This window comes from Halomonas sp. E14, assembly GCF_052568415.1.
This window is the reverse complement of record NZ_CP199423.1, coordinates 2131245-2151933: the sequence shown is the minus strand read 5'-3', so window position 1 is coordinate 2151933 and position 20689 is coordinate 2131245. Positions and strand designations below refer to the sequence as shown.

The 20689-nt window shown below is 65.7% G+C and carries 15 protein-coding genes; 10 read left to right on the top strand and 5 right to left on the bottom strand.

The window, feature by feature from the left end:
• Positions 1–10: 10 nt before the first annotated feature.
• From ACT7B3_RS10040 to ACT7B3_RS10015, 6 genes are all read left to right on the top strand, one after another.
• Positions 11–1147: an enoyl-CoA hydratase/isomerase family protein gene (locus tag ACT7B3_RS10040; protein WP_445157840.1), complete on the top strand. Its 1137-nt coding sequence runs from the start codon at positions 11–13 to the stop codon at positions 1145–1147.
• A 65-nt stretch (positions 1148–1212) separates the two neighbouring features.
• Positions 1213–2124, top strand: a complete 912-nt coding sequence (gene mmsB, locus ACT7B3_RS10035) for a 3-hydroxyisobutyrate dehydrogenase (RefSeq protein ID WP_445157839.1) — start codon at positions 1213–1215, stop codon at positions 2122–2124.
• Between the two features lie 69 nt (positions 2125–2193).
• Positions 2194–3570, top strand: coding sequence for an MATE family efflux transporter (locus ACT7B3_RS10030; RefSeq protein WP_445157838.1), 1377 nt, complete (start codon positions 2194–2196; stop codon positions 3568–3570).
• 133 nt (positions 3571–3703) lie between these two features.
• Positions 3704–4885, top strand: a complete 1182-nt coding sequence (locus ACT7B3_RS10025; protein ID WP_445157837.1) for an acyl-CoA dehydrogenase — start codon at positions 3704–3706, stop codon at positions 4883–4885.
• A gap of 23 nt (positions 4886–4908) precedes the next feature.
• Entirely contained in the window at positions 4909–6114 is a 1206-nt protein-coding gene (locus tag ACT7B3_RS10020) for a CaiB/BaiF CoA transferase family protein (protein ID WP_445157836.1), read from the top strand.
• A 203-nt stretch (positions 6115–6317) separates the two neighbouring features.
• The gene (locus ACT7B3_RS10015; protein WP_445157835.1) at positions 6318–7682 is read left to right on the top strand and encodes an O-antigen ligase family protein; all 1365 of its coding nucleotides are present in this window, start codon (positions 6318–6320) and stop codon (positions 7680–7682) included.
• Between the two features lie 2 nt (positions 7683–7684).
• Here the strand turns inward: ACT7B3_RS10015 and ppsR are convergent, their stop codons facing one another.
• Positions 7685–8518 (bottom strand): posphoenolpyruvate synthetase regulatory kinase/phosphorylase PpsR, encoded by an 834-nt coding sequence (ppsR, locus tag ACT7B3_RS10010; protein ID WP_444677565.1) that lies wholly within the window; start codon positions 8516–8518, stop codon positions 7685–7687.
• A 257-nt stretch (positions 8519–8775) separates the two neighbouring features.
• Here ppsR and ppsA point away from each other — a divergent pair, with 257 nt between their 5' ends.
• Together ppsA and ggt are read left to right on the top strand one after the other, a co-directional pair.
• Entirely contained in the window at positions 8776–11160 is a 2385-nt protein-coding gene (ppsA, locus tag ACT7B3_RS10005) for a phosphoenolpyruvate synthase (RefSeq protein ID WP_445157834.1), read from the top strand.
• Between the two features lie 103 nt (positions 11161–11263).
• Entirely contained in the window at positions 11264–13093 is a 1830-nt protein-coding gene (gene ggt / locus ACT7B3_RS10000) for a gamma-glutamyltransferase (RefSeq protein WP_445157833.1), read from the top strand.
• A gap of 12 nt (positions 13094–13105) precedes the next feature.
• On the opposite strand, the gene ACT7B3_RS09995 is transcribed toward ggt, so the two are convergent.
• From ACT7B3_RS09995 to acnB, 4 genes are all read right to left on the bottom strand, one after another.
• Entirely contained in the window at positions 13106–15001 is a 1896-nt protein-coding gene (locus tag ACT7B3_RS09995; protein ID WP_445157832.1) for a glycerophosphodiester phosphodiesterase family protein, read from the bottom strand.
• A gap of 72 nt (positions 15002–15073) precedes the next feature.
• Positions 15074–15562, bottom strand: a complete 489-nt coding sequence (rraA, locus tag ACT7B3_RS09990) for a ribonuclease E activity regulator RraA (protein WP_444677569.1) — start codon at positions 15560–15562, stop codon at positions 15074–15076.
• Positions 15563–15683: 121 nt separating this feature from the next.
• The gene (locus tag ACT7B3_RS09985) at positions 15684–16286 is read right to left on the bottom strand and encodes a porin family protein (protein WP_445157831.1); all 603 of its coding nucleotides are present in this window, start codon (positions 16284–16286) and stop codon (positions 15684–15686) included.
• A 382-nt stretch (positions 16287–16668) separates the two neighbouring features.
• The gene (acnB, locus tag ACT7B3_RS09980; RefSeq protein WP_445157830.1) at positions 16669–19272 is read right to left on the bottom strand and encodes a bifunctional aconitate hydratase 2/2-methylisocitrate dehydratase; all 2604 of its coding nucleotides are present in this window, start codon (positions 19270–19272) and stop codon (positions 16669–16671) included.
• 270 nt (positions 19273–19542) lie between these two features.
• Here acnB and ACT7B3_RS09975 point away from each other — a divergent pair, with 270 nt between their 5' ends.
• Together ACT7B3_RS09975 and ACT7B3_RS09970 are read left to right on the top strand one after the other, a co-directional pair.
• Entirely contained in the window at positions 19543–19983 is a 441-nt protein-coding gene (locus ACT7B3_RS09975) for a DUF1289 domain-containing protein (RefSeq protein WP_445157829.1), read from the top strand.
• Between the two features lie 51 nt (positions 19984–20034).
• Positions 20035–20670 (top strand): tRNA-(ms[2]io[6]A)-hydroxylase, encoded by a 636-nt coding sequence (locus tag ACT7B3_RS09970; RefSeq protein WP_445157828.1) that lies wholly within the window; start codon positions 20035–20037, stop codon positions 20668–20670.
• Positions 20671–20689: the final 19 nt, after the last annotated feature.

Here is a 20689-nt window from a genome sequence, read left to right as displayed (position 1 = left end):
GAACAAACGCATGACGGATCTGGCGGTCATCTTCGATGAGCTTTCCACCTCCGACGGTGGTCGGGTGGGTGTGGCGACCCTCAACGCCCCGAAGTCGCTCAATGCGCTGTCGCTGGACATGGCCCGGCAGCTGGCGGCCAAGCTCGACGCCTGGGCGGTCGACCGCAGTATTGTTGCGGTATGGCTGGAAGGCGCGGGCGAGAAAGCCTTCTGCGCCGGCGGCGATATCGTGGCTCTCTATCGCTCCATGACCGAGGAGGGCGACAATCGCGGCAGCGGGCGCGACAGCCTGTTCGCTGAAACCTATTTCACCACGGAATATCGGCTCGACTACCGCATCCATACCTACCCCAAGCCGATCCTCGTCTGGGGCGACGGTATCGTCATGGGCGGTGGCCTGGGCCTGATGGCCGGGGCTTCCCACCGCATAGTGGCCGAGACCAGCCGCATCGCCATGCCCGAGATCTCCATCGGCCTGTACCCGGACATCGGCGCCAGTTGGTTTCTTAACCGCATGCCGCGCGGCGTGGGCGCCTACCTGGGGCTGACCGGCGCCCAGCTCAATGCCCGCGATGCGCTGGACCTGGGCATGGCCGACCATTTCGTACCGCGCGAACGGCGAACCGCGCTGCTCGATGCCCTGGCCGGCGCGGATTACGGCAAGCGCAGCGCGCAAGAACTGCGCGCCGGGGTGAGCAGCGCGCTTGCAGCGTTCGAGGATCGCTCGCACGCGCCCTCCGGCCAGGTGTGGTCGCACCTCGACCACCTGCAGCGTCTGGTGGGCACGGCCGATGTGACCCAGGCGGTGGAGGCGATTCTTGCTGATGACCGCGACGACGCCTGGCTGCGTGCCAACCGCGAGCGCCTGGCCGTTGGCAGCCCGCTGAGTGCCCACCTGGTCTGGCGCATGCTGGAGCGCCATCGTCACACCAGCCTGGCCGAGGCTTTCCGTGACGAGCTGAACCTCTCCGTTCAGTGCTGCCGCGAGGGCGACATCGCCGAAGGCGTGCGCGCCCTGCTCATCGACAAGGACAAGAACCCGCGCTGGCGGCATGCCGACGTGGCCAGCGTGCCCGAGGCCGACCTGCAGGCGATGATGGTGCCGCTTTGGCGCGATGACGAGCACCCGCTGCGCGACCTTGGATAGGTCGGCGCATCCGCCGCGCATCCCTGCCAATGGAACTTCGACAACGACAAACAGGAGCAGCTTGCATGAAAATCGCCTTTATCGGCCTGGGTAACATGGGGGCGCCCATGGCCATCAACCTGGTCAAGGCCGGTCACGACGTCAGTGTCTTCGATCTGGTCGATGCCGCCATGAAGCGCCTGGAGGAGGCCGGAGCCCACGCCTGCGCCAGCGCCCAGAGCGCCGTCAACGGCGCCGAGGTCATCATCTCCATGCTGCCTGCCGGGCAGCATGTGCGCCGACTCTATCTGGGCCGTGACGACTCCCCGGGGCTGTTCGACGCCCTCGAAGGCAAGCCGCTGATCATCGATGCCTCCACCATCTCGCCGGACGATGCGCGCAGCGTAGGTGCGGCGGCCGCCGAGCGCGGGCTGACCTACCTCGATGCGCCGGTTTCGGGCGGGGTAGGCGGCGCCCAGGCCGGCACCCTGACCTTCATCGTCGGCGGCAGCCAGGCCGGCTTCGAGCAGGCGCGCCCGGTGCTGGAAGCCATGGGCAAGAACATCTTCCACGCCGGCGAGATCGGCGCGGGGCAGGTGGCCAAGATCTGCAACAACATGCTGCTTGGCATCCTCATGAGCGGCACGGCGGAAGCCCTGGCGCTGGGGGTCAAGAACGGGCTTGAACCGGGGGTGCTCTCCGAGATCATGAAGCAGAGTAGCGGGGGCAACTGGGCGCTCAACGTCTACAACCCCTGGCCCGGGGTGATGGAAGGCTCCGCCGCCTCACGCGACTACCAGGGCGGGTTCTTCACCGACCTGATGGCCAAGGACCTGGGCCTGGCCTGGGAGCTGGCGCTGGGCAGCAAGGCCGCGGTGCCGATGGGCTCCCAGGCGCGCAACCTATTCGCCCTGCATGCCGCCCAAGGCAACGGCGGGCTGGATTTCTCCAGCATCCAGAAGCTCTACCGAGCGGGTGAAGCCCCTGAGCGCACTTAGCCAAGGCGTTTTGGCAGGTGCAATCGAAACGGGCACAATCCAGTGCCCGTTTCTGCTCGCCGAGGCTTCATGACCAACCCCCTCAATGCCGGGCGCGCCCCCCAGCGCCCTCTGCGCCGCGAGCTTCTCGAAGGCCCCATTGCCCTGACCCTTTGGCGCAAGAGTCTGCCGGTGGCCGGCGGCATGGTGGCGATGCTGAGCTTCAACCTGGTGGATGCCTGGTTCATTGCTCGGCTGGGCACGGCACCGCTGGCGGCAGTGTCCTTTACCTTCCCGGTGGTATTTGCCGTCATCAGCCTGGCGATTGGCCTGGGGATCGGCACCTCGGCGGTCGTGGCGCGGCGCCTGGGCCAGGGGGATATCGAAACCGTGCGGCGGCGCGCGACCGATGCCGCCCTGCTGGCGCTGGCGGTCGGCGTAATGCTGAGCGTGCTGGGGTTGGCCACGCTTGAGCCATTGTTTCGCCTGCTGGGGGCCGATGCCGCGCTGATGCCTCATGTGCGCGACTACATGGGCATCTGGTACCTGGGCGCGGCGGCGGTGATCGTGCCGCGGGTGCTCAATAGCGTGCTGCGCGCACAGGGCAATACGCTGATCCCCGGGCTGATGATGGCGGTGGCGGCATTGCTCAATGGCCTGCTCGACTGGCTGCTGATCTTCGGTGTGGGCCCGTTTCCTGCACTGGGTGTGCAGGGTGCCGCGTTGGCCACGGTATTGAGCTGGGGCGCCATGACGGCGGCGCTGTTCTTTCAGCGTGAGCTGCGTGACTGCCTCGACCTGCGCCACCTCACCCTGGGCGGGCTGCTGGCCTCGTGGCGCGAGCTGTCGCGCATTGCCATACCGGCCGCCGTCACCAGCGTATTCACGCCGCTGGCCGTGGCGCTGGTGACGCGCATCGTGGCGGAACATGGTCATCATGCGGTGGCGGGCTATGGCGTGGGCACGCGTATCGATGCCATTGCTCAGATTGGCGTGCTGGCGCTTTCCATGACCCTGCCACCCCTTGTCAGTCAGAACCACGGCGCGGGACAGCATGAGCGGGTGCGCCGCGCCATCGTCGGCTGCTTCGCCTTCGTGCTGGCCTGGCAGCTGCTGATCTGGCTGCTGCTGCAGGCCCTTGCCCCGTGGCTGGTGGCAAGCTACGCGGACGGTGCGGCCATGGGCGAGGTGCTGCGCAGCTTCCTGTGGTGGGTACCGCTGGGGCTGGGTGCGCAGGGCGTGGTGATACTGGCAGTTTCGTCGCTCAATGCCCTGCATGAACCTGGCCGGGCGATGCGCCTCTCGGTGATTCGCTTGTTCCTGCTCACGGTTCCGCTGGCCTGGCTGGGCGGCACGCTGGGCGGGCCGCAAGGCGTATTCATCGGCTTGTTCGTGGCCAACGTGCTGGTGGGCCTGGTGGCGTGGCGCCTCCTTCACCGGCGCCTCGATGGCGTGCGCCTTGGTTGAAGGCGCAGGTTTGAGGCAGCCTGGCGGGTTGGAAGCGTAAAGAAGGGCAGAAAAAGGTGTGCGAGGGGTTGGCATTGAAGTGGCGTTGGTCTACATTCGTTCAAAATGTAGAAATTCCACCAGGAGAGCCGCGATGACTCAGATCACCCCCGTTACTTGGGAAGACCCGTTCCGCCTGATCGACCAGCTCGACGAAGACGAGCGCATGGTCCACCAGACCGCTCACGACTACTGCCAGGAGAAGCTGCTGCCGCGCGTGCTCGAGGCCAACCGCCACGAGCATTTCGACCGCGAGATCATGAACGAGATGGGCGAGCTGGGTCTGCTCGGTGCCACCATCGACGGCTACGGCTGTGCCGGCATGAACTACGTCAGCTACGGTCTGATCGCCCGCGAGGTGGAGCGAGTCGACTCTGGCTACCGCAGCGCCATGAGCGTGCAGTCGAGCCTGGTGATGTACCCGATCCACGCCTTCGGCAGCGAAGCCCAGCGCGAAAAGTACCTGCCCAAGCTGGCAACGGGCGAGTGGGTTGGCTGCTTCGGCCTCACCGAGCCGGACCACGGCTCTGATCCCGGCGGCATGACCACCCGCGCCACCCGCACCGAGAATGGCTGGCGGCTCAATGGCACCAAGAGCTGGATCACCAACTCGCCGATCGCCGACGTCTTCGTGGTGTGGGCCAAGGACGACGCGGGCGTGATCAACGGCTTCATTCTCGAGAAGGGCATGAAGGGGCTTTCGGCACCCAAGATCGAGGGCAAGTTCAGCCTGCGCGCCTCCATCACCGGCCAGATCGCCATGCAGGATGTAGAAGTTTCCGACGAGCAGCGCCTGCCGGGCGTGACCGGCCTCAAGGGCCCGTTCTCGTGCCTCAACCGGGCCCGCTTCGGCATCGCCTGGGGCAGCATGGGCGCCGCCGAGGCATGCTGGCACGCCGCGCGCCAGTACACCCTGGACCGCAAGCAGTTCGGCCGCCCGCTGGCCGCCAATCAGTTGATCCAGAAGAAGCTGGCCGACATGCAGACCGAGATCGCCCTGGGCCTCCAGGCCGCGCTGCGGGTCGGCCGCATGATCGACGCGGGCCAGCTGGTGCCGGAAGCCATCTCGCTGATCAAGCGCAACAACTGCGGCAAGGCCCTGGATATCGCTCGTGTGGCGCGTGACATGCACGGTGGCAACGGCATTGCCGACGAGTACCATGTGATTCGCCATGTGATGAACCTCGAGGCGGTGAACACCTACGAGGGTACCCACGACGTGCACGCCTTGATCCTCGGCCGTGCCCAGACCGGCATCCAGTCATTCGTCAACTGAACCGGGCGACAAGGAGTGCAACCATGAGCGGACCGCTCGACGGTATCGTGGTGCTCGACATGTCGCGCGTGCTGGCCGGCCCCTGGGCCGGCCAGCTGCTCGCCGACCTGGGGGCGCGGGTGATCAAGATCGAGCACCCCGAGCGCGGCGACGACACTCGTGGCTGGGGCCCGCCGTGGCTGGCCGGCGACGATGACGCCGAACGGGTGGCGGCCTACTACCTGTGCGCCAATCGCGGCAAGCAGTCGCTGGCCCTCGATATCGCCACCGAGCCAGGCCAGGCGCTGGTACGCCGGCTCGCCGAAGGGGCCGATATCGTGCTCGAGAACTTCAAGGTGGGCGGCCTGGCCAAGTATGGGCTCGACTACGCCAGCCTCAAGGCCTTGAACCCCAGGCTGATCGGCTGCTCCATCACCGGCTTCGGCCAGGATGGCCCCTATGCCCACCGCGCCGGCTACGACTTCATGATCCAGGCCATGGGTGGACTGATGAGCATCGGCGGCGAGCCCGACGGCATGCCGATGAAGACCGGGGTGGCGATTACCGACGTGATGACCGGGCTCTACGCCACCATCGGCGTGCTTTCCGCGCTGCATGAACGCGAGCGCACCGGGGAAGGGCGGCATGTGGACGTGGCGCTGCTGGACGTGCAGGTGGCGGCGCTGGCCAACCAGGCGCTCAATACGCTGGTCAGCGGTGTCTCGCCCCAGCGACATGGCAATGCCCATCCCAACATCGTGCCTTACCAGGCATTTGCCTGCGCCGATGGCCACCTTGTGCTCACCGTCGGTAACGACGGCCAGTTTGCGCGGTTGGCCGAGCTGCTCGGGCATCCTGAGTGGGCCATCGACCCGGCCTATGCGACCAACGCGGCGCGCGTTGGTAACCGTGATGTGCTGGTACCGATGGTACAGGCCGTGCTGCTCACGCGCCGGCGTGACGACTGGCTGGCCGAGCTCGAGGCCCGTGGCATCCCTGCCGGGCCGATCAATACCCTCAGCGAGGTCTTCGACGACCCGCAGGTGAAGCATCGTGAAATGCGTCGCACCCTTAGGCGCGGCGACCTCGACGTGCCGCAGGTCGCCTGCCCGCTGCGCTTCGACCGCCAGGCTGCTGTCAGTGACGTCGCGCCGCCCCGGCTGGGCCAGGACAGCGATACGATACTCGCCGAGATGGGGCTTAGCGCCGCTGATATCGCTCGGCTGCGTCGTGAGGGCGTGGTGCGCTGATAGGGTTGCGGCGTGAAACACCAGTCGCTTGTCGGGCAGCAATTTGGACCGCGCCAGGGCATGCTTACGGCATGGCCAGGGGAGTGAGTTTTCCCGCCTGCCACTGGCATGCCCGTCCTGGTCTGAACCCATGATATGCTGCGCCCGAACGGCAGCAGGGAGCGCTACGTTCTTTCCTGTCTCGGGTCCTTACCAGGTACGTCATGGCTGCTGTCGATCGCTCTCTCTGGTGGGAAGATTTCCTGCCCGTTTCCTCCAATTCCGCCGTTCCCAGGATCGAATGGTCGCGCCTGTTGGCGGGGGGCTGGGTTTTTGCTTTCCTGGCCTTTCTTCTTGTGTTGCCTTCCGCCTATGCGACTTTTCCACTGCTGGCGGCGGCCACCCTGCTGCCATTGGCGGTGTGGGCATGGGCTCATGGCGACATCCCGCTAGAACTCGACCGCGAGGATGGCCTGCTGCTAATGGCACTCGCTGCCTACGGGGGGCTCTGGTGGCTGGACGTCTGGCGCTCGGGCCATTGGCCGGTGGGCCGCGGGAGCGAAGGCGTGCTGCTGCCGCTTTGGCCCTTGCTGGCCTGCCTGCTGCTGGTGGCGCTCAGGACGTTCACGCCGGGCCCGCGGCTGCTATGGCTGGCCGTGAGCTGTGGTGCGCTGGGGGCCGGCAGTATCGCCATGCATGAGCGTCTCGTGCTAGGCAAGGCTCGTGCCAGCAATGGCATGAACGCCATTCCCTTCGGCAACCTGTCACTATTGCTGGGTGGTCTGGCGCTGCTCGGGGCGCTCTGGCTGATACGCCACCGCGAATACCGTCGTCCGCTACTGTTGGCCGGGGCCATGCTGGCGGGCGTGGCGGGAATGCTCGGTTCGCTGCTGTCCGGCACCCGCGGCGGCTGGATGGCGGCACCGCTGATGTTGCTGCTGGTATATCGCGCCGCACGTCCGCTGGTGCCGCCGCGTACCCTCAACGCCATCGCGGCCACGCTGGTGGGCCTGCTGCTCGCCGTAGCACTGCTGCCACAGAGTGGCGTGGTCGATCGCTTGCAGAAGGCAGTCGTCAACGCGCAGCAGTATTGGCAGGAGGATTCACGCCGTGGTTCCATCGGCGCGCGTCTGGAAATGTGGCGGGCGGGGGTGGCGCTGTTCGCAGAACGGCCGCTGGTGGGCTGGGGCGAGGAGCGGCTGCAGCGTCAGCGGGACCAGTGGGTGGAAGCGGGCAGCTTCCATCCGGGCATTGCGCGCTACGACCAGCTGCACAGCGACCTCATCGATACGGCGGCCCGGCGTGGCAGCCTGGGCCTGGCTACGCTGCTGCTGCTCTACGGCGCGCCCTTCGTGCTTTTCTGGCGGCGCCTGAACGCTGCGCACGTCGACCCCGGCGTGCGGGTGCTCGGGGCGGCCGGGGTCATGGTGGTAGTGGCCTTCATTGATTTCGGCCTCACCCAGTCGATGCTGCGCGACGCGCGTGGGCTCAGTGGCTACCTGGGGCTGTGCGTGGTGTGCTGGGCGGTATTGCACCGCTACGAAGGGCTATGCCGGGCCGCAGTGCAGCCCGGCGTGCCGCCTGCCTGAGCTCAGCGGGGCGAGAAGCGGCGGCTCAGGCCGGTTTCGGCGATCATCCGGGTGGAGATCTCCTCGATGGAGAAGCGCGTGGTATCGATAAAGGGGATGTGCATCTGCCGATAGAGCCCCTCCGCCTGTTCCACTTCCTGAGTGCACTGGTCGAGCGAACTGTAGCGGCTGTTGGGCCGCCGTTCGTGGCGAATGGCGGCCAGGCGCCTCGGGTCGATGGTCAAGCCGAACAGCTTGTGGCGGTACTGGGCCAGGGCCTTGGGCAGCTTGAGCACGCCGTCTTCGTCGAGGTCGTCTTCGGTCAGCGGATAGTTGGCCGCACGGATGCCGAACTGCAGCGCCAGGTAGAGCGAGGTGGGCGTCTTGCCGCAGCGTGACACGCCGATCAGGATCACGTCGGCCTGACTGTACTGGTGTGTTCTTGCGCCGTCGTCATTGTCCAGGGCGAAGTGCACGGAGTGGATGCGGTCCATGTAGACTTCGTCCTGGCCGATCGAGTGGGTGCGCCCCACGCTGTAGCTGGAATGGCTGCCCAGCTCCTGCTCCAGCGGCTTGAGGAAGGTCGAGAAGATGTCGACCTTGAAGCCGGTAGCGCTGCGAATCACTTCGCGGATCGACTCGTCGACGATGGTATCGATGATGATCGGCTGCTCGCCGTCCCGCTGGGCGGTGGATTCGATGATGTCGACCAGCGCACGCGCCTTCTCGAGCGTATCGATGTATGGCTTGGTCAGCATGCGCAGTTCGATGTTCTCGAACTGGGCCAGCAGGCTGCGGCCGAGGCTCTCGGCGGTGATGCCGGTGCCGTCGGAGATGAAGAAGGCGGTGCGGGGCATGATGGGCGATTTCCTTTGGCGTCGTGGGGCATATTTTCCAGCCTGCCGGGGCCCGGGGCAAGGAAGGGAGGCGGCGAATGCCCCGGCAAACTACAGAAACGCAGCAAAACGGGCGACTGTTGTAAAAATCCTCCACTGACTTCGATGTTAGACCAATGGCGAATATGGACGCAGGCGGGTAAGGTGACGAGCATTGTATTTCTTGCCTGTCACTCAGGCATCGACGATCAAGGCCATGGCAAGGTCAAGGGGGATTTGTGGAAGGTAATGTAGAAGATTACATCCTGTGGTTCGACCAACTCGGCATGGATGACGTGGAGCGCGTGGGTGGCAAGAATGCCTCGCTGGGCGAGATGATCTCCAACCTGTCGGACGCCGGTGTCACCGTACCCGGCGGCTTTGCCACGACTGCCCATGCCTACCGTGAATTCCTCGCTCACGAAGGGCTGAACGAGCGCATCAACCAGGCCCTTTCCAGGCTAGACGTTGATGACGTGACGGAACTTGCACGCGTCGGCGCCGAGATCCGCCAGTGGGTCATCGATACACCGCTGCCCCCTGCGTTCGAGGCGCACCTGCGCTCGGCCTACGAGGCGCTGGCCAGCCAGCATCCCAATCTCAAGGTGGCGGTGCGCAGCTCGGCGACCGCGGAAGACCTGCCCGATGCCTCCTTCGCCGGTCAGCAGGAAACCTTCCTCAACATCGAAGGCTTCGACAACGTCAAGCGTGCCGTTCACGAGGTGTTCGCCTCGCTGTTCAACGACCGCGCCATCTCCTACCGCGTCCACCGCGGCTACGCCCATGAGAACGTGGCGCTATCGGCCGGCATCCAGAAGATGGTGCGCTCGGAAACCGGCGCTTCCGGCGTCATGTTCACCCTTGATACCGAGTCGGGCTATCCCGATGCGGTGTTTGTCACCGCCTCCTGGGGCCTGGGCGAGACGGTGGTGCAGGGTTCGGTCAACCCCGACGAATTCTACGTCCACAAGCCTACCCTGGCGGCCGGGCGCCCGGCAGTACTGCGCCGCAACCTCGGCTCCAAGCTGATCAAGATGGTCTATGGCGAAGACGCCAGCGCGGGCAAGTCGGTGTCCACCGTCAACGTGCCGTTGAAGGATCGCGGCCGCTTCTGTATCAACGACGATCAGGTCATGGCACTGGCGCGCCAGGCCATGACCATCGAGCAGCACTACGCTCGCCCGATGGATATCGAGTGGGCGCTGGATGGCGACGACGGCGAGCTCTATATCGTCCAGGCGCGGCCGGAAACCGTGGTTTCCCAGTTGGAGGGCGGCAAGCTGGAGCGCTTCCACCTCAAGGAGAAGGGGCGCACCTTGGTGGCTGGCCGGGCCATCGGCCAGCGTATCGGCCGTGGTGCGGTGAAGCTGGTGTTCTCGCCCGAGGAGATGGATAAGGTCAAGCCGGGCGACGTGCTGGTGACCGACATGACCGACCCCGACTGGGAGCCGATCATGAAGCGCGCTTCGGCCATCGTCACCAATCGCGGCGGGCGTACCTGCCATGCGGCGATCATCGCGCGTGAACTCGGCATTCCGGCCGTGGTCGGCTGCGGCGATGCCACCGAGCTGCTCGAGGATGGCCGCGATGTCACTGTCTCCTGTGCCGAAGGTGACACCGGGCATGTCTACGAGGGCCTGCTGGAGTTCGACCGCCGCGTGACCAGCGTCGATGCCATGCCGGAAATCCCCTTCAAGATCATGATGAACGTCGGCAACCCCGACCGCGCCTTCAGCTTCGCCGGGCTGCCCCATGCCGGTGTTGGCCTGGCGCGCCTGGAGTTCATCATCAACCGCATGATCGGCGTGCACCCCAAGGCGCTGCTGGAATACGACACCCTGCCGCTGGAGCTGCAGCAGACCATCGACCTTCGCACGGCCGGCTACGCCGACCCGGTGAGCTTCTACGTCGACAAGCTGGTCGAGGGCATCGCCACGCTGGCGGCCGCCTTCCATCCCGAGCGGGTGATCGTGCGCTTGTCGGACTTCAAGTCCAACGAGTACGAGAACCTGATCGGCGGCAAGCTCTACGAGCCGGGCGAAGAGAACCCGATGCTCGGCTTCCGCGGGGCGTCACGCTATATCTCCGATGCCTTCCGCCCCTGCTTCGAGCTGGAGTGCCAGGCGCTCAAGCGGGTGCGCGACGAAATGGGCCTCGATAACGTTGAGATCATGGTGCCGTTCGTGCGCACCACCGAAGAAGCGCGGGAAGTGGTGGAGCTGCTCGCCGCCAATGGCCTCGAGCGCGGCGTCAAGGGGCTCAAGGTGATCATGATGTGCGAGCTGCCGGCCAACGCGCTGCTGGCCGACGAGTTCCTTGAGTACTTCGACGGCTTCTCCATCGGCTCCAACGACCTGACCCAGCTTACCCTGGGACTGGATCGCGACTCGGGCATCGTGGCGCACCTGTTCGACGAGCGAAACCCGGCCGTTAAAAAACTGTTGGCCATGGCGATCCAAGCCTGCCGTGCCCAGGGTAAGTACATCGGCATCTGCGGCCAGGGGCCGTCCGACCACCCGGATCTCGCCAAGTGGTTGATGGAGCAGGGAATTGATTCCGTCTCGCTGAACCCTGATGCGGTGCTGGAGACCTGGTTCATGCTCGCCGGCGAAACCCTCGGCTAATTCGGTTACGCAGTTTTACATAGTCGCCCGGTTGGCGGTCGTCAACCGGGCTTTTTTTCGCCTATGCTATAGCCTCTTACATGGAGTTACCGAGGGACTTCTGATGGACCACCGTTCAGTTTCATTTCGCCGTCGCTGGCTAGCCAGCGCTACGTCTCTCGTCATAGTGGGTTTGCCCTGGTTGGCGCAAGCCGACGTCACCTTTCAGTACGAAGCTCCCGCCATCGCCCCCGAAACCGCCTCGGGCTTCACCGACAAACCGGGCTGGGCCACCGAGCGCTTTGCCGTGGCCGCCGCCAATCCTCTTGCCACCGACGCGGGCTACCAGATTCTCAAGGCAGGCGGCTCGGCGGTGGATGCCGCCATCGCCGTGCAGATGGTGCTGACCCTGGTCGAGCCGCAGTCGAGTGGCATCGGCGGCGGTGCCTTCCTGATGCATTACGACGGCAGTGACGTGGCAGCCTACGATGGCCGCGAAACGGCGCCAAGGGCCGTACGTGAATCGCTGTTCCTCGATGGCGACGGCGAGCCCCTGGCGTTCCTCGAAGCCGCCGCCAGTGGCCTCTCGGTTGGTGTGCCTGGCACGGTGCGTATGCTGGAGATGGCCCACGAGCGTCACGGCAAGCTGCCCTGGCGGGAGCTGTTCATCCCGGCGATCACCCTGGCCGAGGAGGGCTTCGAGGTTAGCCCGCGGCTCCATACCAGCCTGGCGGCCGAAGAACGGCTGCGCGACGATCCGCTGGGCGGTGCCTTCTACTACGATGACCAGGGTGAGCCGCTGGCGGCTGGGGCACAGCTTCGCAATCCGGCGCTCGGCGCCGTGCTGCGTGAAATCGCCGAGCATGGCAGCAAGGCGATGCACACCGGAGCGATTGCCGAGGATCTCGTGCAGCGCGTGCAGAACCACCCGCGTCGGCCCGGCGCCATCAGCCTGGAGGACATGGCCACCTACGTGGCCAAGGAGCGCGCCCCGCTGTGTACCGACTGGCAGGCCTACCGGGTCTGCGGTTTTCCGCCGCCTTCGTCGGGCCATCTCACCATCATGCAGATCCTCGGCATGCTCGAGCACTTGCCCGGGGTGGACGAAGTGTTGGTCGACGACCACCCCAGCGAAGAGTGGCTGCACCAGTTCCTTGAGGCCTCGCGGCTGGCCTTTGCCGATCGTGGCATGTACATCGCCGATCCGGACTTCGTCGATCCCCCCGGTGGCAGTTGGGAAAGCCTGCTCAATCCCTCCTACCTGGCCAGCCGCGCCGAGCTGATCGGCGAGGAGAGCATGGGCCCCGACGCTGCCAAGCCTGGCCGGCCCAGCGGGCAGGATGCGGCCTGGGCCATTCAGCCGGCCCAACCGGAATACGGTACCAGCCACATCAGCGTGATCGACGAGGAGGGCAACGCCGTGGCCATGACCACGACCATCGAGGCGGCCTTTGGATCGCGCATGCTGGCCGACGGCGGTACCGGCCTGGCGGGAGGCTATCTGCTCAACAACGAGCTGACCGACTTCTCGTTCCGCCCGCTGGATGCCGACGGCACGCCCATCGCCAACCGCGTGGAGCCCGGCAAGCGGCCGCGCTCGAGCATGAGCCCGACGCTGGTGTTCGACCGCGAGAGTGATGAACTGGTCGCTAGCCTGGGCTCTCCGGGCGGAGCTGCCATCATCCACTACACCGCCAAGACCCTGGTGGCGATGCTCGACTGGGGGCTCAATGCCCAGGAAGCCCTGAACCTGCCCCATGCCATCACCCTGGGCGGTCCGGCCTATGTGGAAGAGGGTCGCTTCCCGGCAGAGCTCATCGACGCGCTCAATGCACGCGGTCATGAGGTCAGCGAGCGTGAGCTGACCAGCGGGCTGCAGGCCATCCAGCGTACCGAAGAGGGCTTCTTCGGCGGGGCCGATCCGCGCCGTGAAGGCGTGGTGATGGGCGATTGACGCCTTTGCGCCTCACCGCCGAAGCCAGTTGCGCAGCTTGACCAGCAGTAGGGCGCCATCGCTGAGCTCGCGTCGTTCATCGAGCAGCTCGGCGAGGTGGTCCGGGTAGTCGGTGATGATGGCGTCGACGCCGAGGTCGATCAGCTGCGACATGCGCGCCCGGTCGTTCACCGTCCAGGCGTGCACTTCGTAGCCGAGCTGGCGGGCCAGGCGGATCTCGTTTTCGCTGATGCGATTGTGGCGCAGCCCCAGGGCATCGAAGCGGCGACGATCCAGCGTGCCCGGCATCACTAGCTGGGCCAGCAGCGTCACGCGCAGCTCCGGCTCCTGCGCCTTGATCATGTCCACCACGGCCGGTGACATGATGGCGAGGCGGGTTTCGCCGACCACGTCGGGGTCACCGCAGCGAGAGGCAAGCTGCGCTGCCTCGCCGCGTGTCAGGCAGGCTTGTCGCGCCTCGCTTTCGCGGTGCAGCGCGGCGAGCACGCCCTCGACCAGCGCGGCCTCGGCGCCGGGGTCGGGCTTGAGGTCGATCATCAGCGCGCTTCGCCCGCGTACCGCGGCCAGTGCTTCATCGAGCGTAGCGATCCGCTCGCCCACGAAGGCGTCGCCAAACCAGCTACCTACGTCGAACTCACGAAGCTCGGCCAGCGGCACGTCGCGCACGTTGCGCGGGTCGCCGGTCAGCCGCTGCAGGCTGCGGTCGTGATACAGCACTACCGCCCCGTCAGCGGTCAGCCGTGCATCGATCTCGACGTAGTCGGCGCCATCGCGAATGGCCTGTTCGATGGCGGGCAGGGTGTTCTCGGGCGCGGCCATGGAGCTGCCGCGGTGGGCTATGTTGGTCACCTCGTCGCGCAGCTCGAAGCTGTTGACGATCAACCACGCCTGGCTGAGTGCGAACACTAACACGGCCAGTTCGATGCCCCAGGCGAGTCGGCCCGGGTGAGCATCGGGCGGCGGCGGAGCAGGGCGCGGCTCGCGGTGGGCCAGGTGCAGGTACAGGCACGCCGAGAGCAGGGCATTGGCGGCGATGCCGACGAAGGTGATGGCCAGGGTGACCAGCACGTAGCCGGTCACGTAGGCCAGCATGGCAGGAATCAGCACCGCGTTGCGTTCCGGCAGCCACCACAGCATAGGTGTCACGATGCGGTCGAACAGCAGGCCGGCGCCGAAGGGCAGGGCAAGGATCAGCAACAGCAGCGAGAGCACTACCAGCGCGACCTTGCCGCGCTGGCCGCGAGTGAGTTCGCCGCTGCGGCGCAGGGCGGCCAGTGGCGGGAGGGCTTCCAGCACTGCTACCGGCAGCGCCAGAATCCAGCGCACATAGAGCCCGCCGGCCAGCGCCGCCCAGCCGAGGCCGAGCGGTACCGCCACGCCGAGGTAGTACCACAGCGCGGCCGGGCGCATGCGCATGACATAGTAGGGGTCGAGCCCGCCAACGATCAGTTCGTAGAGCCAGCCGAGCAGCACCACTACCGGTACGAGCAGGAGCAGATGGCTGCCCACCTGCAGCACGATCAGTCCGGCAAGCGCGGGCAGGCGTCGCAGGCTTTGCCACAGCGCGATGAAGGCCAGCCGGTAGTGGTTGTCGCGACGCTTCACCGCCACCAGGATCATCCCGGCCTGCTGCAGGTACAGGACGAGAAACACCAGGGCGATGGCCGCCAGGGACCAGAGCAGGCCCGCCGGGCTGAGCAGCAGCGAGAGCAGCTCGGCATTGGTGACCACGGGGCGGTCGAAGCGAGCAAGCAGACCGGTCAGCGTCCAGGCGATGGCTGGCAGCAGCAGGCTGGAGGCGAGCAGGGTGAAGAACAGGTGGTAGGCCAGCAGCGGTCGGACGTGTTCGCGCAGGCTGCGCAACAGCTCCAGGCCCAGGGTCGATGGCGAAAGCGGATGAAATGTCATGCCTTTAGGGTGGCACCGAGCGCCTCTCGCAGGCAAGGGGGCGGGTGCCACCCCCTCGCTCACAGCTTGGACTCAGCCTTCCAGGGCGAGGCGCTCCTCGGCTACCACGATGCCGTTGTTGTCGGCATACAGCCACTGGCCCGGACGCAGGGTCACGCCGGCAAAGGTGACTGCCACGTCGCGCTGGCCCTCGCCGCGCTTGTCGCTCTTGCGCGGATGCGAGCCCAAGGCCTGCACGCCGAGATCCGTGTCGGCCAGAACGTCCACGTCGCGCACGCAGCCGTACATCACCACGCCGGCCCAGCCGTTGTCGGCGGCCTGCTCGGCGAGCATGTCGCCCAGCATGGCGCAGCGCTGTGAGCCCCCGGCATCCACGACCAGCACGGCGCCTTCGCCGGGCTCGGCGACCGCCTCCTTGACCAGCGAGTTGTCCTCGAAGCACTTGACGGTGCGCACCGGGCCGCAGAAGGCCTCGCGGCCACCGTAGTTGACGAAGATTGGATCGAGGACCTTGACCTCGGGGTGGGCATCGCAGATATCGGGCGTGATGATGGCGCTCATTGCCGGGCTCCTTGCCGTTGAAGGGTGCTGGCATGATGCCACACGCTCAGCGGGCCCGGCGCTCGTCGATTCGTCGCAGGACGACGCCGTGGTGACGGCGTCGGTGGCGTGGGGTGATGGGCTAGAAGCGCAATCCTACGGACGCGGTAAAGGAATCGATGGTGTAGTCGCTGTCGAAATCGTAGCGCTCGTACTCGGCGCGCAGCATCACCGGGTGAAAATTGAACTGGGCGCCGAGCCCGTAGACGGGGTCGAAGCCATCCTGATCGCGCAGCTCCAGGCTTTCATCGCCTAAGTTGCCGGTGACCGTCGTGTCCCAACTGGCCGCCCCGACCTTGGCGAAGGGGGTAAACCAGGAGGTAACCGGAAGCTGGCCCACCAGGCTGGCGCCGTACGCCGTGGAGTCGAGATCGGCGCTGCCGCCATCGCGTCCGCGCAGCTGCACGCGGCCAAGGTCGGCATAGAAGATCTCTGCCGCCACATAGCGGTTGAATTGATACCCGGCAAACCCTTTCCAGGCGTTGTCGTTGTCATCGATGCTGAAATGACGCGCCCCGCTCTCGATGAAGTTGTCTACCTCAGCGCGGTCGTTCTCCAGTGAGCTGAAGCCGGTGCCCAGGCCCAGGTAGGCGTAGCGCTCGTGGGGTGAGCCGGCCATGGCGCTGCCGGCCGCCACCAGGGCAGCGCAGGTAAATGAAGCGGTGAGCAAGAGGCGAATGGTCATGAGCATGCTCCTTGAATCCCTTTGCTGACGAAATGTCCCTTTTCGTTTTTTGCATGAGCCCATGTCGCTGTCATTTATGATTCTGTCATTTATGACGCTGTCATTCATGTCACTGTTATTCATGCTCATGCTGGTTATTTAAAGTTAGCCGGGCGGCGCTGGCCGCTCAAGCCGGGGCGCGTAACCAAAGGTAGTGGGCCGAGCGACAGCGGGCGAAACCGCCCACGTCGGGTCCGGAAGGAAAACAATAACGTGCCCTGTATAGAACCAAAAAAAGCGCCCTGCGAGAGGGCGCTTCGTTCATCGGCTCCGGCGCCTGGAGGCCAGGCGCCTACGATGTTGCGAGCATCGGAGTCGAGCTTGATTCAATCAAGATCGGGTTTCAGGCTTCCTGAGCGACCGGGATCACGTTGGAAGCGGCGTTCTGATACTCCTCGATCTCATGGAAGTTCATGTAACGATAGATCTCGCCGGCCATGGCGTCGAATTCGCCCATGTAGCGCTGGTACTCCTCGACGCTGGGCAGGCGGCCTTCCACCGCGGCCACCGCCGCCAGCTCCGCCGAGGCCAGGTAGACGTTGGCGCCGTCGCCCAGGCGGTTGGGGAAGTTGCGGGTGGAGGTCGAGACCACGGTGCTCTTGGCGGCAACGCGGGCCTGGTTACCCATGCACAGCGAGCAGCCCGGCATTTCCATGCGTGCGCCGGCGCGGCCGTAGATGCCGTAGTAGCCTTCCTCGGTCAGCTGGTGCTGGTCCATCTTGGTCGGCGGTGCCAGCCACAGGCGGGTCTTCAGGCTGCCGGCCGGCTGCTTCTCGAGCAGTTTGCCCGCGGCGCGGAAGTGGCCGATGTTGGTCATGCACGAGCCGATGAAGACTTCGTCGATCTTCTCGCCGGCCACTTCGGACAGCAGGCGGGCGTCGTCCGGGTCGTTCGGCGCGCAGAGTACCGGCTCCTTGAGCTCCTCGAGGTCGATCTCGATCACCTCGGCGTACTCGGCGTCGGCGTCGGCACGCATCAGGCTCGGGTTGGCCAGCCACTCCTCCATGCCCTGGATGCGGCGCGAGATGGTGCGCTTGTCGCCGTAGCCGTTGGCAATCATCCACTTGAGCAGGGTGATGTTGGACTTCAGGTACTCGGCCACGCTCTCCTCGGACAGCGTGATGGTGCAGCCCGCGGCGCTGCGCTCGGCGGAGGCGTCGGAGAGCTCGAAGGCCTGCTCGACGGTGAGATCCTCGAGCCCTTCGATCTCCAGCACGCGGCCGGAGAAGGCATTCTTCTTGCCCGCCTTGGCCACGGTCAGCAGCCCCTGCTTGATGGCGTAGTAGGGGATGGCGTGGACCAGGTCACGCAGGGTGACGCCCGGCTGGCGCTTGCCCTTGAAGCGCACCAGCACCGACTCCGGCATGTCCAGCGGCATCACGCCGGTGGCGGCGGCGAAGGCGACGAGGCCCGAGCCGGCCGGGAAGGAGATGCCCAGCGGGAAGCGGGTGTGCGAGTCGCCGCCGGTGCCCACGGTGTCGGGCAGCAGCATACGGTTGAGCCAGCTGTGGATGATGCCGTCGCCCGGACGCAGCGAAACGCCGCCGCGATTCATGATGAAGTCGGGCAGAGTGTGGTGAGTTTCCACGTCGACCGGCTTCGGGTAAGCGGCGGTGTGGCAGAACGACTGCATCACCAGCTCGGCCTGGAAGCCCAGGCACGCCAGGTCCTTCAGCTCGTCGCGGGTCATCGGGCCGGTGGTGTCCTGGGAGCCCACGGTGGTCATCTTCGGCTCGCAGTACATGCCCGGGCGCACGCCCTCCATGCCGCAGGCCTTGCCGACCATCTTCTGGGCCAGGGTGAAGCCCTTGCCGGTGTCCTTGGGCTGTTCGGGCAGGCGGAACACGTCCGACTGGGGCAGGCCCAGCGACTCGCGTGCCTTGCCGGTCAGGCCGCGACCGATGATCAGCGGGATGCGTCCGCCGGCGCGCACCTCGTCGAGGATCACCTGGGTCTTGAGTTCGAAGGTGGTCAGCACCTCATCGGTGCCGTGCTTGCACACCTTGCCCTCGTAGGGGTAGACGTCGATCACGTCGCCCATTTCGAGCTTGGAGACATCCATTTCGACGGGCAGGGCACCGGCATCTTCCATGGTGTTGAAGAAGATCGGCGCGATCTTGCCGCCGAAGCAGAAGCCGCCGGCGCGCTTGTTGGGCACGTTGGGGATGTCGTCGCCGAAGAACCACAGAACGGAGTTGGTGGCCGACTTGCGCGAGGAGCCGGTGCCGACCACGTCGCCCACGTAGGCGACCGGGAAGCCCTTGGCCTTCACCTCTTCGATCTGCTTGAGCGGGCCGGTGGTGCCGGGCACTTCGGGCACGATGCCTTCGCGCTCGTTCTTGAGCATGGCGTTGGCGTGCAGCGGGATGTCGGGGCGCGACCAGGCGTCGGGCGCGGGGGAAAGATCGTCGGTGTTGGTTTCGCCCGGCACCTTGAACACGGTGAGGGTGATCTTCTCGGCCAGTGCCGGCTTGGACAGGAACCACTCGGCCTCGGCCCAGGACTGCATGACGTCCTTGGCCACGGCGTTGCCGTTCTTGGCGCGCTCTTCCACGTCGTGGAAGGCGTCGAACATCAGCAGGGTGTGCTTGAGCTGCTCACCGGCTTCCTTGGCCAGCGCCTCGTTGTCGAGCAGCTCGACCAGGGTGGCGATGTTGTAGCCGCCCTGCATGGTGCCCAGCAGCTTGACAGCGTGCACCTTGTCGACCAGCGGAGACGCTGCCTCGCCCTTGGCGATGGCGGTGAGGAAACCGGCCTTCACATAGGCGGCTTCGTCGACGCCCGGGGGAATGCGATTGGTCAGCAGGTCAAGGATGAATTCCTCTTCGCCAGCGGGCGGGGCCTTCAGCAGCTCGACCAGCGCGGCGGCTTGTTCGGCATTCAGGGGCTTCGGCGGGACGCCCTCGGCGGCGCGTTCTTCGACATGTTGGCGATAGGCTTCAAGCACGTTGGGGCCCTCATCTGGTGTGTTGCCCAAAGCGGCGCGATACGGCGATGAACATCCGCGAAATTACCGCTTTGGTTGGGGAAACAACCGTAGTCACTGGGTGGCGCGATTCTACGGCAAACTGTCGACAATGTTAAGTTGGGCCCCGGTTCCGCTGCCTTGAACTTTGGTCGTCGCGATGTTGCTCGGCTACAGCGTGCCTCCGCCCGCGCCCCGCGTTAACATAGGTTGCCCATGAAAAAGTACGAAGCAGAAGGGCGCGGTGATGCCATGAGCGAGCGTGTTTCCTCACCCTGCGTCGGGCTCTGCTCGACGACCCTGGGCGATCCGATCTGTCGCGGGTGCCAGCGTAGCGATGCCGATATCGTCGGCTGGTTTGCCATGACCAGCGAGCAGCGCAGTGCCCGCATGCTCGAGCTGGATGGGCTGCGCGAGCAGGTGGCGGCGAGGTACCTGCGTATCGTCGATGCCGAGCGCCTCACGGCGCAGATGACGCAACACCGAGTGCGCTTTCGGCCCGAACAGCCGCCGCTTTCCCGAGCCATCGAACTGCTGCGGGTCGGGCGCGGTCGGATGCAGACGCTGTCCCGCTATGGCCTGCAGGCCCGGGGAGACGCCGCGAGCTGGAGCATCGTCGAGCTGCACGAGCGCCTGAGCGAGGCCTTGTTGCAGGAAGCCTTGCGTCAAGGCTCGCCTGGCCCGATCCGCTGACAGGTCCGGCTGCGCCCTCTCTGCCTCGTTGCCTGAACCGAGTGAGACCCTATGCACGACACCCCGGATATGATGAGTCGCGATTCCCTGCTACCGGCGGATCTGCTTGCCTTTCTTGCCTGCCCCACGCCGGATGCCTGGGTGGCCTGGGCGCTGGACAATCCGGAGCTGTTGCTGATCGACCACGCCCAGTGCGAGAAGAAAGCCGCCTCGACGGCCATGAGCCTGCTTTATCGCTACGTCGACCAGCCGCTGCTGCTGACCAAGATGTCCCAGCTGGCCCGCGAGGAGCTGCTGCATTTTGAGCAGGTGGTCAAACTGATGGAGGCGCGCGGCATTGCCTACCGCCACCTGAGCGCCTCGCGCTATGCCGAAGGACTGCGCAGGCATCTTCGGCCTCAAGAACCCGAGCGGCTCGTCGATATTCTTATTATCGGCGCCTTCATCGAAGCCCGCAGCTGCGAGCGCTTCGCCCGCCTGATACCGCACCTGGACGACGAGCTTGCCAAGTTCTATCGCTCTCTGGTTAAGTCGGAAGGGCGTCATTACGAAGATTACATAATGTTGGCGCGACACGTCGCAGCTGAGCCTATCGACGACCGGGTAGCCTTTTTCGCTGAGCGGGAAGCTGAACTGATCGTCGCGCCGGATGAGGCGTTTCGTTTCCATAGTGGTGTACCCGTCTGAGGGTGCCACCCTCGCCACG